Raw genomic sequence first — 15,775 nt, 5'->3', positions numbered from 1 at the left:
AGACTTCAGGATGCGTTTAATTCAAAGCTAATAAAAGAGCAAGGTGATTGAAGGAAATATTTTCATTTTTGCGAAATTGAAAACAAAGCAACTGTCAATCTTCAACCATGATCAATAGTTTTAAAAGATAACTTTTTAAAATCCGTTATCTAAAAATTAAGATTTACTTTTAAAGCCCAAAAAAACGGTTGGATTTGAATATACACTCATATATCGATCATACCATACTTAAGCCAACTACAACAATGGCGGAAGTAGAAAGATTATGTTCTGAGGCAGTACAGTACCGGTTTGCAGCAGTTTGCGTCCCTCCTTTGTTTGTAATAAAAGCAAAAGAATTAGTGAAGGATTCAGAACTAAATGTTGCCACAGTAATTGGCTTTCCGTTCGGTTATAATGCCATTGAAGCGAAGGTTGCGGAAATAGTTTTGGCGATGGTTGATGGTGCTGATGAATTGGATATGGTTGTAAATATCTCAGCAATAAAAAACAATGACTGGAATTTTATTGCCAATGAAATAAATACCATTATGCCGATTATAAAAAGTAAAGGCAAAATTATTAAGGTTATTATTGAGAGTGGCATTTTAACTGATGATGAGATTATAAAGTGCTGCGATATTTATGGTATGGCCGGAGTTGATTATGTAAAAACATCTACTGGTTATGCTGAAAAAGGTGCAAGCGTTCATGCATTAAAACTGATAAGAGCCCATCTTGCTGATTCTGTAAAAATAAAAGCCAGTGGCGGAATTAAAACCTATTCATTTGCAAAAGAATTGATAGATGCAGGTGCAGACCGGCTTGGATGCAGCAGCAGTGTTCAAATTGTAAAAGAAAGTATTGCAGCAACTAACAGTTAAAATCCTTTTCTATTTGCAACTAAATTGTGAAAATTATATTCTGTAATAGGAATCTGCCAGTATTATTTGTATCTTTTTTGATTAATGCGCATGCATAAATTTATGAAACACTTTGTCATCTTTTTTTTGGTTTCTTTTATAGGTCACCAGCTAATTGCTCAATCAACAGATTCTTTGACAGCAAATAGAATTGTTGTTCAACAGGATTACCGAATGGATATATTAGCCAGGAAAGAAGCTGATATAAACACCGCTATATTAAAAGCACAGGCAAGGCTTGCAAAGGGATATCGCCTAATGATATTAAATACCAATGATCGTGCGTATGCCATGAGGATAAGAGGAGAATTACTACAGAAATATCCCGATCAAAAAACGTATATGTGGTTTGCAAATCCATATATAAAAATAAAATTTGGCAATTTTAAAACACAAGATGAAGCCGAACCCTATAGAAAAGCAATAAGCAAAATGATGAATGGTGCCACCATTTATTATCTGCCCGAAATAATCGAAGTAAAACCCGATAAAGATTTTGATCCTGATAATATGCAATGATCCCATGCATATTTCAAAATATTAAAAAGAGTTTCAATTACTGAAACTCTTTTATTTTTGAAGTTGTGAATGATGATTGTAAACTAAAAATGCGGAATGATCCAAGATAAAATAAAAGAACTGGCCTCGAAATACACACCCGAATTTATTGACGTTCGCCATCACCTGCATGCTCATCCTGAACTGAGTTTCAACGAATTTAAGACTGCGGAATTTGTACAGGAAAAATTGAAAAGCTGGAACATTGACTTTAAAATATTAGCCACTACAGGTGTTGTAGGAATTATAAAAGGGAAGAATCCTGGTGAAAAAGTAATTGCCCTGCGTGCGGATATGGACGCACTTCCTATAAATGAATTGAACGACGTGGAATATAAATCCAAAAATAATGGTGTGATGCATGCATGTGGTCACGATGTGCATACAACCTGCCTTTTGGGTGCAGCAAAAATCTTAAACGAGTTAAAAGAGCAATGGAGCGGTACAGTGAAATTAATTTTTCAACCTGGAGAAGAAAGAAATCCCGGGGGGGCCAGCATTTTGATAAAAGAGGGTGTATTGGAAAATCCATCGCCGGAAGCAATTTTCGCGTTGCACGTTAATCCTTCACTGCCGGTGGGAAAGTTAAGTTTTCGGAGCGGGATGGTTATGGCAAGCGCCGATGAAATTTATATAACGATAAGAGGGAAAGGAGGGCATGCAGCAGCTCCGCATCTAGCTGCTGATACGATTCTTGTTGCTTCGCAGCTTGTCGTAAATCTGCAACAGGTTGTAAGCAGGATGAACAATCCCTTTAATCCATCTGTACTATCTATTACTTCTATACAGGGCGGAAATACTACCAATGTTATTCCTTCCGAAGTGAAGCTTATTGGAACATTCAGGGCTATGAATGAAGAATGGCGATTTAAAGCTCACGATCTCATAAGAAAAATATCTAAAAATACGGCTGAAATGGGCGGCGCTGAAATGGATGTTCATATTGATGTTGGTTATCCTTTTGTAATAAATAATGAGAAACTAACAAATATGGCTAAACGCAAAGCAATAGAGTTTGCAGGAAAGGAGAATGTAGAGGAGACTGAAATGCGAATGGGAGCAGAGGATTTTGCCTTTTATTCTCACAGGATACCTGCTTGTTTTTTCAGACTTGGCGTTGGTAATGTTGAAAAGAAATTGACGTCCGGTGTTCATACACCTACCTTTAACATTGACGAATCTGCCATTGAAAATGGCATTGGTATTATGGCGTTTCTCGCGGCTTCAGCTTCAATCATTTAAATTACCTACATTAAGTATCTTTACTTTTCTAAAAAATGAAACAGTGAACGGATAATCGTTACACTTTAATATTCAGTATGCAACAACAACTTCGAAAGCAGGAAGCACTTGATTATCATTCGAAAGGAAAGCCGGGAAAAATAGAAGTGATTCCTACAAAAGCTACCAAAACACAAAGAGATCTTTCATTGGCATACTCACCTGGCGTAGCCATTCCGTGTTTGGAGATAAAAGATAATCCTGACAGCGTTTATCAATATACTGCAAAGGGAAATTTAGTAGGTGTTATAAGTAATGGTACGGCAGTTTTAGGATTAGGCGATATTGGCCCGGAAGCCGGAAAGCCGGTGATGGAAGGTAAGGGCGTGTTATTTAAGATATTTGCAGATATTGACGTATTCGATATTGAAATCAACGAAAAGGATCCTAAAAAGTTTGTTGAAATAGTCGCAGCATTAGAACCAACTTTTGGCGGCATTAATTTAGAAGACATCAAAGCTCCCGAGTGCTTTTACATTGAAAAGGAGCTAAAAGAAAGATTGAAAATTCCGGTCATGCACGATGACCAACATGGAACAGCCATAATAAGTGCTGCGGCCTTATTGAATGCATTAGAAATTCAACACAAAAAAATTGACAAGGTAAAATTTGTTGTAAATGGCGCCGGTGCTGCCGCAATGGCTTGTGTGCAACTTTATGAAGCTCTGGGTGCAAAGCCTGCTAATTTTTTAATGTTCGACAGGAAAGGAATTATTCATTCCGGCCGGCCGGACCTGGAAGAAGCCAAGGTAAGATTTGCCCAAACAAACGACGCCGGCATCACTCTTGCTTCGGCTATGAAAGATGCTGATGTATTTATTGGCCTTAGTGTGGGGAATGTGATAACGCCGGAGATGGTAAAAAGTATGGCTAAAAATCCAATCGTTTTTGCAATGGCCAATCCTGATCCTGAGATTACTTATGATAAAGCCACGGCCGTAAGAAAAGATCTGATTATGGCTACCGGGCGAAGTGATTATCCTAACCAGGTAAATAATGTTCTGGGTTTTCCCTATATTTTTCGAGGTGCCTTAGACGTTAGAGCGACGCAAATTAATGAGGCAATGAAACTCGCTGCTGTAAAAGCTTTGGCAGATTTAGCAAAATCGGTAGTTCCTGATATTGTAATTCTTGCCTATAATGAAAAAAGTATTGTTTTTGGACCGAACTATATTATTCCTAAACCTATCGACAACCGGTTGCTTTCAACCGTTGCTCCGGCTGTGGCTAAGGCCGCCATGGATAGTGGTGTTGCACGTGTATCAATAACCGACTGGGATGATTATACGAATAAGTTAAACGAAAGATTGGGTATAGATAACCAACTACTCAGAGTTATTGGAGCAAAGGCACGAAAAAACCCAAAAAGAGTAGTGTTTGCCGAGGCCGAAAATCAGAAAATATTAAAGACTGCTCAGATGGTATTGGACGATGGTTTCGCATACCCGATACTGTTAGGTGATCCAAAAAATATAGCAAAAATTGCATTGGAGAATGGTATTGACCTTGAAGGAATTCCAATTATTGATCCTAAGAGTGATCAGGCAGAATCCAAAAGAGCAGAATATGGACAACTATTCTTCAAAAAACGTCAGAGAAAGGGATCCAATTATTATGAATCGAAGAAAATAATGAGAGAACGTTTATATTTTGGATGCATGATGGTAGAAACAGGGGAAGCTGATGCAATGATATCAGGGCTTTCAAAAAATTATCCCGATACCATACGGCCGGCATTGCAGGTAGTAGGGATGGAAGAAGGTTCTAAAAAAGTGGCCGGGATGTATATTATTATGACGAAAAAGGGACCTATATTCCTGGCTGATACAACTGTAAATTTTAACCCAACGGCGGAAGAGCTTGCAGACATAACGATGATGGTTGCCAAAGAAGTAAAAAACTTTGGAATTACGCCGGTTATAGCAATGGTTAGCTATTCTAATTTTGGGAGTAGCAATTCTCCTGAAGCAAAATTAGTGGCGCAGGCAAGAGAAATGGTCAAACAAAGAGATCCGTCACTTATTGTTGACGGAGAAGTGCAAGCCAATGTTGCCTTTAATAAGGAAGTAATAAAAGACAATTATCCATTTAGTGAACTGGTAAATAAGGATGTTAATGTGCTCATATTTCCAAATCTTGCTGCAGGTAACGTGGCCTATAATCTATTGCAGGAGGTAGGCGGATTCGATGCAATTGGACCTGTGCTTTTAGGGTTGAGTAAACCTGTACATATACTTCAGTTGGGGAGCCAGGTTCGCAGTATATTTAATATGGTTCTAATCGCAGTAGTAGATGCACAAATGAAATGCGAAAATAAAAGTAGTGAAAAAGAGTTGCCATCCGGGAGATGGAGGAAACTAAAAAAAGCAACACCAGAAGTTTAGAAATTTTTTTTCAGAACTTTTATTACATTCATTAAAAATCTTTAAAAAATAAGATGACATTATTTTCCACAATTGGGGGCTACCTTTTAATGATGAAAGGGATGTTCACCAAGCCCGAAAATTTTAAAATGTACTGGAAAGAACTTATGCACCAGTCAGTTGAAATTGGTATGGGGTCGTTGGGAATAGTGGCGATTATTTCGATTTTTATGGGTGCGGTAAGTGCGGTTCAAACTTCTTACCAGCTCACCAGTCCAATACTTCCGAAAGAAACAATTGCCTATATCGTGAGGGATACCGTAATTCTTGAGTTTGCCCCAACGCTTGTGTGTATTGTACTTGCAGGAGTTATAGGCAGTAAAATTGCCGGAGAGTTGGGAAACATGCGGGTAAGCGAGCAAATAGATGCGCTTGAAATAATGGGAATAAATTCTAAATCTTATCTTATAATGCCAAAAATACTGGCAGCACTTATAACCATTCCTTTGCTGGTGATACTTGCTATGGTTTTAGGAATTTACGGAGGCAGATTGGCAGGAAGCCTGGGCGGCATTCTTTCAACTGATATTTATGACCGTGGGCTCACCCAACAATTTGTTGCAAAAAATGTTTGGTTTGGCCTTGCTAAAGCATACACTTTTGCGTTTATAATAAGCAGTGTTTCTTCCTACTATGGTTACCATGTAAAAGGTGGCTCTTTGGAAATAGGCAGAGCCAGTACGACAGCGGTTATTACCAGTTGCATCCTTATATTATTTGCCGATTATGTACTTGCTTTTTTCTTATTGTAAAAAGAAGAGTTATTAGAAAGAATACCTGGATGAGAACTTAGCAATAACTATCGGGTATGCTTAATAGTTAGGGATAAAAATTGCGTTGTTTGAAGTGCAATTAATAAATTATTGTTTTTTGCTGTTACTATGATAGAAATAAAAAATGTAAGTAAAAGTTTTGGGGATAAGGAAATTCTCACGAATATAAGCGCCATAATGGAAACGGGTAAAACCAATTTGATTATTGGAACCAGCGGAAGTGGTAAAACTGTTTTGCAAAAGTGTATGGTAGGCCTGTTTGAAGTTGATAAAGGTGAAATAATTTTTGACGGCAAAAGCTTGACTAACATGCAGGAAGAGGAAAGGAAGGAACTTCGGCAGCAGATAGGAATGCTCTTTCAGGGTGCCGCACTTTTCGATAGTATGACCGTACAGCAAAATGTAAAATTCCCGCTGGATATGTTCACCAACTGGAGCCAGTCAAAAAAGATGGAAAGAGTAAATGATGTACTTGACAGAGTGAATCTGAAGGGCACTAACAATAAATTTCCCGCTGAAATAAGTGGTGGGATGAAAAAAAGGGTAGGGATTGCCAGGGCCATTGTATTAAAACCAAAATACCTGTTTTGCGACGAACCCAACTCAGGCCTTGATCCGCAAACCTCTTTGGTTATTGATAAATTGATCCATGAAATAACGAAAGAAAATAACATGACCACTGTTATTAATACTCACGACATGAACAGCGTGATGGAGATAGGAGAAAATATTCTTTACCTCTACCAGGGCAAAAAGGAATGGGAAGGAACCAAGAAAGAAATAATTTATAGCAAACACGAGAAACTAAATGAATTCATATTTGCATCTGAATTTTTGCGTGATGCAAAAGATATGAGAATGCTCGAAGAAAAAGGTATTATTGATAATGACAGAAATATGGATGAAATTCTTCGGGATGGTGGTGCCAATCTTTTAATGGATGAAACTGACAAAGACGATAGTGGTAAATAGTATCAATTGTTGATCGCGAAAAATTTGTGTAACTAAAATGGTAAATACGAGGATAAAACTTATTTAACGACTTGGAATTTTCCTGATTCGACAACAATTCCCTGTGCATCGCGAAGTTGGAAAATATAAACGCCCCGGTAGTATTCTGTTAGTGAAACTGTAATTTTTTGATCGGTCGGTTTTAACTCTGTCATCTTCTTCCCGATAAAATTATAAATAAGAAGCGTATAGGATTTATTGTAATCTTTTTTAAATTCAAAGTTTATGAAACTCGAAGCGGGGTTGGGATAGAACTTTACAGTCTTAACTGCCTCATCGCTGATAAACGTTGATTTAACCTGCGCAGCGCCGCTGAAATTAAAACCCGCAATAAAAAGAAATATGTAGAAAATTCTTTTCAATACTTTTTTGATATTTGGCTTAAAGTTACAACTTTTATGACAGGATCAAAATACCTCCTTTCAGTCAAAGCTAACTTATAAGATATGATTAATATCTACTAAACGTAAGATGGGCTCTTTAAATTGTAATATCCATAAAATAATAAGATTATTGCTGTAGACAGCCGTTGAAAATCAATTAGTTGATAATTCTTAAGCAATCTGTAACTGCCTGAAAATTTGGCTGTTCCCCTGCATTTTCAAGAACTTCAGCATACCGGACGATGCCTTCTCTATCAATCACAAATGCACTCCTTTTGCTAACGCCTTTCATTTCCAACGAAAATGTTTCGTAAATACATCCGTACATTTCTGAAACAACCTTATTAAAATCGCTTAATAACTCGAAATTAAGATTTTGATCTTCTTTAAACTTTGCCAATGTTTGGGGAGAATCTACTGATATGGCAATTACATCCGCATTTGCATCATTATAAATACCGATAGTATCTCTCACATTGCACAATTCTTTGGTGCAAACCCTGGTAAAAGCAAGCGGAAAAAATAATAATATAATATTTTTCCCACGATAACCTTCCAAGGATATCTTTTTCTTTTCCGAGCTATATAGGCTGAACTCCGGTGCCATCGAACCTACATCGATTTTCATAATTCATAAATTAATCTGCAAAAAATAAAATATGTAGTAAACCACATCTTTTAGGAAAAGGAACCATAAGGACCAATAAAGCGTGCTACCACACTTCATATGAAAGCAATTCATTTTCAGTTTTTATGCGCTGTCCTTCTATAATAATGAAGACACATGCCGCGGCTGTAACGGCGGTAATCGCAAAAAAATACAATGCGCTTTTAGCTTTTTTCTTTTTTTTAGCTCGACAAGAATGACCCATAACAGATAATTTTCAATAACTAAGAATTCTGTAAATTAATAAAAATCGTGCCACAAGAAAAACGAATTTGGGGTTAAATAGTTCATTGATTGAAAATATTCACCGGCAAAATTATTTCCCATCGGTTTCTTCCTGTGCCACCAAACAAATCTGCATCAAGTAGCCTGCTATATCTTATTCCAAAAGTAACAGATGCTTCATTCCACCATTTTGTGTCAAAATACATTTCAATTCCGACTGATCTGAAGTAGGCATTGAAACTATTACCATTATTATAAAAATCATGTGCATGGGTAAAGTCATAAAACAAATTGGATCTTACTCTCAACAGGTAAATAATATTTCCAAATCCTGCATCAGGGTAAGCCAATGGAAGGCTATAATTTATGCCCCAATTATACATTCTGTATAAATTTATCGAGCTATATCCGCGTGCAAATGGAAATCCGCTCGAAAAGCTAATCTCTCCTAACGAATCCTTTCTTAAATATGCGCCGTTCAATATTATGCTATGCGTTTTAAATAAACCAGGAAAATATAAATTACCGTTAACTACAAGTTGATATCCGCTATATTTCGATAACGGTGCCTTGTAGGCGATATTTATTGACTGCGCAAAACGTGGAAATATCTGTTGAATTGATTGTTGGTTTTGGTGAGAAAATGATAAAAAGCTACTTGTGTAATCGTAGGAAATTTTACCAAGCGAATCTTTATAAATACCCTTATAAATGCTTTGGTTGAAAACATATTGCGAACCGAAATTTAAAAATGTGACGGAACGACCCTTACTTAAATTTAGCGGGATATTGAATCCGCCGAAAGGCTCTAACTCATTAAAAGTTACCTGGTTTCCATGGTACAGTGTACGCCTGTCGAAAGTATAATTAATGCCTGCCGAAAGAAAAGGGAAGAGACCTCCGTAGGTTCCACTAAAACTAATCTGTTTAAATCTTTCAGCCCTGTCGTAAGTAAAGGACAGTTGTGATTGCAGCGTGTTAAGAATATTTTCACTGAGGAGATTCAACGAATAATCAGGATCGTTAGAACCCGGCTGAATACTGTGAAAATTTAAGAGACGAAATGTTTTGGGATATTTTGTAACGGGAAATGTATCGTTTGGAACGCTGTATAATAAATTAGAATTTGTTTTTTGTAAAGCAGTCATGCCAAAGCTTGATGTATTTTTATCGAGGTAATCTGGTTTCATCTCTTCAAAGCGCACCTCTTTTTTAGCAACTTCTTTTACTCGGTATCCTTCAGCGGTAAACGAAGTCCAAATTATATTTTCGTTGTCAACCGATGGTTGATATTTACCAAAACCTTTGTTCTGGTCAAATTTTATTTTCCACAATTTTTTATTGGAAAAAGTATAAGCAAATAATTCATCATTTTTCTGATACGAATAAGAAAAATAGAGCGTGTCATTCAATAGAACAGGAAATCCGATGACGTTGTAAGCAAAAGGAATCAAATAATCTGTTCCCCCATTGTCTATATTGATAAGTGTAATTGACATTTTTCCATCATTGTTTCTTACAGCGCTAATTACTTTGCTGCTATCATAAAATTTTGGATAAGTATAAAAAAGTTGATCACGATTAGGAATGGAACGTATGATTTTGCCATTGGCCGCATCCAATAATTTCAAGGTACATTTTGTATTGGTTTCTTCATCAACTGCAATTACTTTTTTCCCGTCTTCGCTAATGTCAGGTGAAAAATATTTAGTATGATTTGTAAGTGTCTGTTCTTTTCCGTTAGTGACGTCAATAATTCGCAAATCGCTATAATCCCTGTATCCCCATCTTACATCCGGGCGGAATGAAGCAAACACAATTTTTCCATTCCGGTAGCTAAACTGGTTATCTATTGAATAATCCCGGGTTTTTAGTTTTTGTTCTTTTTTGCCTGTTCGGATTACGAATTCAGGTATTTGTTTGTAGCTGCTTTTTACGTAGATTATTGAATCATGCCCAATAAAAGCAGGATATTCCTCGTCACGATAAGGCTGACTTTTATTGCCTTTTACCGGATCTGTGTTTTCAATGTTGAATTGTTTCTTAAAAAAATTAAAGGCATCATTTCTGAAAGTAACATAATCAACCCCCGAATATTTTTTTATCGCTTTTTGAAAAGGATAAAAAAGCCCTTTAAAAGATGCAGCGTCATGCGTTACCTTTTCCCAGAATTTATCACCATACTTTTGCCTTCCATAACCCACCAGTAAAAATCCCAGTGGGTAATGATCAGGAACAAAATCTTTTAAAGAACCGTTCCTGAGTTTCATCCAGCTATAATTTTTGCCTTCACTCCATAAAGACCTGTAGCCATTATAAAAGAAGGGTAGACTTCCCCGTCCCTGCTTGCTAACATTTGTTTCATTGTATACTGCATCACCTTCATAAAACCAGTTTGGAATAGTAGCATTATTAGCCAGCGCCTGCCCTTCATCGCCAAAAATATCATGCATGACTTTTGATAAGCCTACATTGAAATTATTGTATTGCTGTACATGCCTGTATTCATGGATCGTTAACTGGTCGGGCCAGGGCAGGCTTCCTAATTCAAAACTGTTTTGGAGGGGAGTTAATAAAAATTCACTTCTGAAAGGGCCCAGGCCTACATAAGCGTTAGAAATGGTTGTTTGGTTTTGAATTACGAGGTTTATTTTTTTTGTTTTTCTTCCGATGGTATTTTGCATTGGCGTGTTGATGAACGTAATTACATTGGTAATTCGTTGTCCAATGGAGTCAAGCCCCTTTGGAAAAATAATTCTTGCAACAGGCGTATTAATCTGCTTCCATTTTATGTGCGTGGGATCTCCCCCAAAAATCTGGGCAAAACTTTTTGAACAAAGCGGCAGTAATAAAATAAATATCCAATATTTGTAGTGGAAAATCATCGGTAATTATTAATCGATGAAGTTATGATAATTGAAAGTCAACCGGTTCATGAAAAAATCACAAATATTTGAAAATACTTTTTATTGCTGGTTTACGTTTTTAAAAAATATACGTTGCGAAAATTGTTGCCTTGTCAAAGGCACTTTATAAGGAAAGATAACTTTCAAAATTTATTAAGATGGTAAAATATTTTTCTTTTCTCGCTTGCTTATTTTTATTGCCCAATGTTTCATGCAAGAAATTTTTGGACTCAGCAAAAACTTCACTTTTGGAAAAATATTTCGAAACTAATATTCTAACCAGAAATTTTATTGTTACTCGTGCAACGGATAGTAGTGCTGACATCACATCAGACTATGCCGGGGAGATTTTTGTTCTACTTGAAACTGATTTGTACCATGGGCCATTAAAAGCAACAAAGAACGGCGTAGATTATAATGGTACCTGGAGTGCCAACAGCGATTACAGTCAATTGATAATAACCCTTCCGAATCCTCCGTCGGAATTTGCCTTTTTAAGCAGGGCCTGGCGTTTCACAAGTAAAAACGTTCCTACAATGGCATTAGCTCCATGGGGATCAACAGCACCCATTACATTGCAAATGACCAGGCAGTAAGTATCTTCTTCATAAACCGAAGCACCATGGCGATATTTACATTACTGAAATAAAAGAAATCACTTTTCTATCTTTATAAAAAAATTAATGAAAATAAGTGAAGTGACCAGTTGTCTTGAAGGCTTTGCTCCATTAAGTTTACAGGAAGCTTACGATAATGCAGGACTTCTTATTGGCGACGCTGAGGTTGAGTGTAACGGAATTCTTACTACACTTGATATAACTGAAGAAGTAATTGTCGAAGCAGTCCGTAGAAAATGTAACCTGGTTGTAGCGCACCACCCGATAATTTTTAGAGGATTAAAAAAACTTAATGGAAAAAATTATGTAGAACGGTCAGTTATTGCTGCCATAAAAAATGACGTTGCGGTTTACGCCATACATACAAATCTCGATAACGTGGTGAACGGGGTGAATTATAAAATAGCCCAAAAATTAGGCCTTCAAAACGTACAGGTGCTTTCGCCCAAAGAAGGCACATTGAAGAAACTGGTCACATTTTGTCCGCTGGCGAGCGCCGAAGCAGTAAGAATTGCATTATTCAAAGCAGGCGCGGGAACGATAAGAAATTACAGCGAATGTAGTTTTAATGTTGAAGGCAGGGGAACTTTCAAGGCGGGCGAGGGTTCTGATCCTTTTGTAGGTAAGCCTGGAGAAAGACACACTGAAAATGAAACGAGAATTGAGGTTATCTTCCCTGGGTATCTTCAAAACCGGTTGATAGATTCACTACGGCTGGCTCACCCTTATGAAGAAGTTGCTTTTGACATCTATCCATTGACTAATACTCGTGATGATGTTGGTAGTGGTTTAGTAGGGGAGATTCCAGTGCCGGTTTCGGAAAATGATTTGCTTTTGAAATTGAAGGCTGCTTTTGGACTTTCCATAATTCGCCATACCGCCCTGCTTGACAAAAAAATTAAAAAAATAGCGGTTTGTGGTGGCGCGGGAAGTTTTTTGATTCCTGCAGCAAAAGCAGCAGGAGCGGGTGTTTACGTTACCTCCGATATAAAATACCATGAATTTTTTGATGCCGACAGCACCATTTTGCTGGCAGATATTGGTCATTATGAGAGTGAACAGTTTACGGTCGACCTTTTAACAGAGATTTTACAGCAAAAATTCCCTAACTTTGCCGTCCTAAAAACAGAAACCAATACAAATCCTGTAAGGTATTTTACTTAAAGGCTTGGTTACGGGTTCTGAAAAAATAAAATCATTTATAAAAAATATGTCACAAGTAAAAGATTATTCTGTAGAAGAAAAATTATCATCTCTTGTAAAACTTCAAAAAATTGATAGCAAACTGGATGGCCTTCAAATTTTGAAAGGCGAGTTGCCAATTGAAGTGAGCGACCTTGAAGACGAAATAGCCGGGTTGAATGCCCGCCAAAATCGTATTGAAGAAGAAATGAATGGCATTCAGCAGTTTATTGAAGATAAAAAAACGCTTATTAAGGATTCGCAGGAGCTTATCAAGAAATACGAGAAGCAAAGCGATAATGTAAAAAACAACCGGGAGTTTGAAGCTATCAACAAAGAGATAGAGATGCAAACCCTGGAAGTGAAGCTTGCGGAAAAGCATATTAAAGATGCAACTGAAGACATTGCTGAAAAAGCTAAACAATTGGAAGTTGCAAAAAAAGCGGTTGCTGTAAAAGAGGGAAATTTGAAAGGTAAGAAGAGTGAATTGGAAAAAATTATTGCAGAAACTGATAAGGAAGAAAAAAATTATAACAAACAAGCGGCAGCTGCACGCGAACAGGTTGACGAAAGGTTATTGGTAAGTTATGACAGAATCCGTAAAAATTACCGCAATGGACTTGCTGTTGTGCCGGTAGAAAGAGATTCCTGCGGGGGATGTTTTAACGCAATTCCGCCACAAAAACAAAGTGATATTAAGCAGAGAAAGAAAATCATAGTTTGCGAAAACTGTGGCAGAATCCTGGTTGATGATGAGTTGAATGATGCTGTAGAAGTAAAATAAATTGACGAATATTATATAATTCAGAAGGGCGCTTTTAGTGCCCTTTTTTTATTGCTGTTCTTGTTTTTGATTAAAACTTTTATAGATGGAATTGGAATTCCGAAATTGTGAACTTAAATTATAATTAATGTAATTTGCCTTTTTAAAATGCTTCAAAAATTACACATACAGAACTACGCGATTATTGATTCAATCGAAATAAATTTTTCTCCTCATCTTAATATTATAACCGGCGAAACAGGTGCTGGTAAAAGCATTTTAATGGGCGCTCTTAATCTCATTCTCGGCGATAGAGCTGATACGTCGGTTTTAGCAGATAAAGGCAAGAAATGTTTTATTGAAGGCATATTTAAAACCAATCATCTACCGGTTAAAGAGTTTTTAAAGTCTAATGATCTTGATAGTGATGATGAATTAGTTATCCGGCGGGAATTGGCTGTTAACGGTAAAACCAGGGCCTTTGTAAATGATACACCTGTAACGCTTAATGAACTGAAACAACTGTCTTCTTTGCTTGTTGATTTGCATCAGCAATTCGATACGCAGGATTTGGGCAACAATGATTTTCAAAGAGAAGTAATTGATGCACTTGCGGGAAATGGAAAGAATATTGAACAATATCAATCTGTGTATAAAAATTACCGGAACCTTTTAAAAGAACTTGAAGCGTTTAACGACGAACAGGTTGCTGCCAACAAAGAATTCGATTATAATAAATTTTTATTTGATGAATTACATGAAGTTAATTTTTCAGAAAATGAAATCGAAAATATCGATGCAGAGATCAAATTGATGGGTAATGCAGAAAATATAAAGGCAATTCTTTCAGCAATATGTTTTGAATTAGAAGAGAGTGAAGAACCGATGGTGCCGCATATAAAATCGATCACTAATAAATTGCAAAGCCTGGAAAGTTTTCATCCCGATATAGCCTCCTTATCTAATCGATTGCAATCTGTTCAAATTGAATTGCAGGACATAGCCTCCGAAATTGGAAACATTAACGATTCAGTAATTTATGACGTAGAAAAAATAAATCTTCTGAATGAACGAATGGCAGTGGGTTACAGGCTTTTAAAAAAGCATGGTGTAACGACTACTTCTCAATTACTTGAAATAAAGGAACAACTTGAAACGCAACTTGATAAAGTAACTAACCTGCAGGGAGAGATTTTAAAAAAAGAAAAGCAATCCAAAGAATTATACGCTGAAGCTTTGATAATTGCAGAGAAAATTTCTGCGAATAGAGAAAAGCAATTAAAGCCGTTTGAAGAAAAAGTGAACAAGTTACTCAAGCAGGTGGGTATGCCCAATGCAAAATTGAAAGTGGATATTCAGAAAACAAATGCTTTAAATTTATCTGGGAATAATACCTTAGAATTTTTGTTCAATGCCAATATGACTTCAGGTAGTGAAAACAGTAATCAAAGGTTTGAGCCTTTGCGTAAAGTAGCGAGCGGCGGCGAATTAAGCAGGCTGATGTTGAGCATCAAATCTCTGGTAGCAAAAAGTGTTCAATTGCCGGTTTTAATTTTCGATGAAATCGATACAGGGATTAGCGGCGAGGCAGCACGGCAGGTTGGAATTATTATGAAAGAACTTTCTACTGCCCACCAGGTAATTTCAATTACTCACCAACCACAAATTGCAGCCAAAGCAGAAACTCATTTTTTTGTATATAAAGAAATAAAGAATGATAAGATAATTACTTCGATACGTTCATTGAACGGTGATGAAAGAATAACTACTATCGCCAAAATGCTGAGTGGTGAAAAACCTACTGCTGCTGCATTTGAGAATGCCAGGGAAATGATCGGCAACTAATTCAATTAAATGATTCTTCTCAAAAAAATATTGGTTTTATTAATTGTTATTGCAGCAATGTTTCTTGCTTATTTTATAGTGAATTATTTTAAATCAAAAATTAATGTGCATAGAAATGTACCTGCATTTTTACTGTTATTACTGTTATCGTTTGCTTCGGTATTTCTCATCATTTTTTTCCTGGGATTTTTTTTTACGGAATACAGGAATTTTTTCTTTAAACATTAAGTATCTTATTT

At 36.6% G+C, this 15,775-nt stretch carries 13 protein-coding genes; 10 read left to right on the top strand and 3 right to left on the bottom strand.

Features of this window, described 5'->3' with window-relative positions:
- Positions 1-194: 194 nt before the first annotated feature.
- From deoC to ACO1O5_RS15795, 6 genes are all read left to right on the top strand, one after another.
- Positions 195-863 carry a deoxyribose-phosphate aldolase gene (gene deoC, locus ACO1O5_RS15820; protein WP_486271900.1) on the top strand — a complete coding sequence of 223 codons (669 nt, stop codon included), beginning with the start codon at positions 195-197 and terminating at the stop codon, positions 861-863.
- Positions 864-965: 102 nt separating this feature from the next.
- Positions 966-1,421: an SPOR domain-containing protein gene (locus tag ACO1O5_RS15815; protein ID WP_486271898.1), complete on the top strand. Its 456-nt coding sequence runs from the start codon at positions 966-968 to the stop codon at positions 1,419-1,421.
- 96 nt (positions 1,422-1,517) lie between these two features.
- On the top strand, positions 1,518-2,702 hold the full coding sequence (locus ACO1O5_RS15810; protein ID WP_486271897.1) for a M20 metallopeptidase family protein: 1,185 nt from the start codon (positions 1,518-1,520) through the stop codon (positions 2,700-2,702).
- Between the two features lie 77 nt (positions 2,703-2,779).
- A complete protein-coding gene (locus tag ACO1O5_RS15805; protein WP_486271895.1) occupies positions 2,780-5,125 on the top strand; it encodes an NADP-dependent malic enzyme in 2,346 nt (781 codons plus the stop codon).
- A gap of 53 nt (positions 5,126-5,178) precedes the next feature.
- Positions 5,179-5,916 (top strand): MlaE family ABC transporter permease, encoded by a 738-nt coding sequence (locus ACO1O5_RS15800; RefSeq protein ID WP_486271893.1) that lies wholly within the window; start codon positions 5,179-5,181, stop codon positions 5,914-5,916.
- A 129-nt stretch (positions 5,917-6,045) separates the two neighbouring features.
- Complete coding sequence (locus ACO1O5_RS15795; RefSeq protein ID WP_486271891.1) at positions 6,046-6,909, top strand: ABC transporter ATP-binding protein; 864 nt, start codon at positions 6,046-6,048, stop codon at positions 6,907-6,909.
- Between the two features lie 59 nt (positions 6,910-6,968).
- Here ACO1O5_RS15795 and ACO1O5_RS15790 read toward each other — a convergent pair whose 3' ends face one another.
- The 3 genes from ACO1O5_RS15790 to ACO1O5_RS15780 all read right to left on the bottom strand — a co-directional run bounded on the left by ACO1O5_RS15790 (position 6,969) and on the right by ACO1O5_RS15780 (position 11,108).
- Positions 6,969-7,310: a T9SS type A sorting domain-containing protein gene (locus ACO1O5_RS15790; RefSeq protein WP_486271889.1), complete on the bottom strand. Its 342-nt coding sequence runs from the start codon at positions 7,308-7,310 to the stop codon at positions 6,969-6,971.
- Positions 7,311-7,488: 178 nt separating this feature from the next.
- A complete protein-coding gene (locus tag ACO1O5_RS15785) occupies positions 7,489-7,959 on the bottom strand; it encodes a redoxin domain-containing protein (protein WP_486271887.1) in 471 nt (156 codons plus the stop codon).
- Between the two features lie 326 nt (positions 7,960-8,285).
- Positions 8,286-11,108 carry a TolB-like translocation protein gene (locus ACO1O5_RS15780; RefSeq protein WP_486271885.1) on the bottom strand — a complete coding sequence of 941 codons (2,823 nt, stop codon included), beginning with the start codon at positions 11,106-11,108 and terminating at the stop codon, positions 8,286-8,288.
- Positions 11,109-11,377: 269 nt separating this feature from the next.
- Here ACO1O5_RS15780 and ACO1O5_RS15775 point away from each other — a divergent pair, with 269 nt between their 5' ends.
- The 4 genes from ACO1O5_RS15775 to recN all read left to right on the top strand — a co-directional run bounded on the left by ACO1O5_RS15775 (position 11,378) and on the right by recN (position 15,536).
- Positions 11,378-11,725, top strand: a complete 348-nt coding sequence (locus ACO1O5_RS15775; protein ID WP_486271883.1) for a hypothetical protein — start codon at positions 11,378-11,380, stop codon at positions 11,723-11,725.
- 87 nt (positions 11,726-11,812) lie between these two features.
- Positions 11,813-12,910, top strand: coding sequence for a Nif3-like dinuclear metal center hexameric protein (locus ACO1O5_RS15770; protein WP_486271882.1), 1,098 nt, complete (start codon positions 11,813-11,815; stop codon positions 12,908-12,910).
- Positions 12,911-12,956: 46 nt separating this feature from the next.
- Positions 12,957-13,712, top strand: coding sequence for a zinc ribbon domain-containing protein (locus tag ACO1O5_RS15765; RefSeq protein WP_486271880.1), 756 nt, complete (start codon positions 12,957-12,959; stop codon positions 13,710-13,712).
- 147 nt (positions 13,713-13,859) lie between these two features.
- Positions 13,860-15,536, top strand: coding sequence for a DNA repair protein RecN (recN, locus tag ACO1O5_RS15760; protein WP_486271878.1), 1,677 nt, complete (start codon positions 13,860-13,862; stop codon positions 15,534-15,536).
- The last annotated feature ends 239 nt before the right edge of the window (positions 15,537-15,775 follow it).

Source organism: Ginsengibacter sp. (assembly GCF_057362405.1).
Note: the sequence above shows the minus strand (reverse complement) of the source record. Positions and strands in the feature narration are given on the sequence as shown.

Bases quoted from the DNA above. Each gene is read 5' to 3' on its own strand.
- ACO1O5_RS15805 (WP_486271895.1), top strand. From the start codon at position 2,780: ATGCAACAACAACTTCGAAAGCAGGAAGCACTTGATTATCATTCGAAA.
- ACO1O5_RS15765 (WP_486271880.1), top strand. From the start codon at position 12,957: ATGTCACAAGTAAAAGATTATTCTGTAGAAGAAAAATTATCATCTCTT.
- ACO1O5_RS15780 (WP_486271885.1), bottom strand. From the start codon at position 11,108: ATGATTTTCCACTACAAATATTGGATATTTATTTTATTACTGCCGCTT.
- ACO1O5_RS15770 (WP_486271882.1), top strand. From the start codon at position 11,813: ATGAAAATAAGTGAAGTGACCAGTTGTCTTGAAGGCTTTGCTCCATTA.
- ACO1O5_RS15795 (WP_486271891.1), top strand. From the start codon at position 6,046: ATGATAGAAATAAAAAATGTAAGTAAAAGTTTTGGGGATAAGGAAATT.
- ACO1O5_RS15800 (WP_486271893.1), top strand. From the start codon at position 5,179: ATGACATTATTTTCCACAATTGGGGGCTACCTTTTAATGATGAAAGGG.
- ACO1O5_RS15785 (WP_486271887.1), bottom strand. From the start codon at position 7,959: ATGAAAATCGATGTAGGTTCGATGGCACCGGAGTTCAGCCTATATAGC.
- ACO1O5_RS15810 (WP_486271897.1), top strand. From the start codon at position 1,518: ATGATCCAAGATAAAATAAAAGAACTGGCCTCGAAATACACACCCGAA.
- ACO1O5_RS15815 (WP_486271898.1), top strand. From the start codon at position 966: ATGAAACACTTTGTCATCTTTTTTTTGGTTTCTTTTATAGGTCACCAG.
- recN (WP_486271878.1), top strand. From the start codon at position 13,860: ATGCTTCAAAAATTACACATACAGAACTACGCGATTATTGATTCAATC.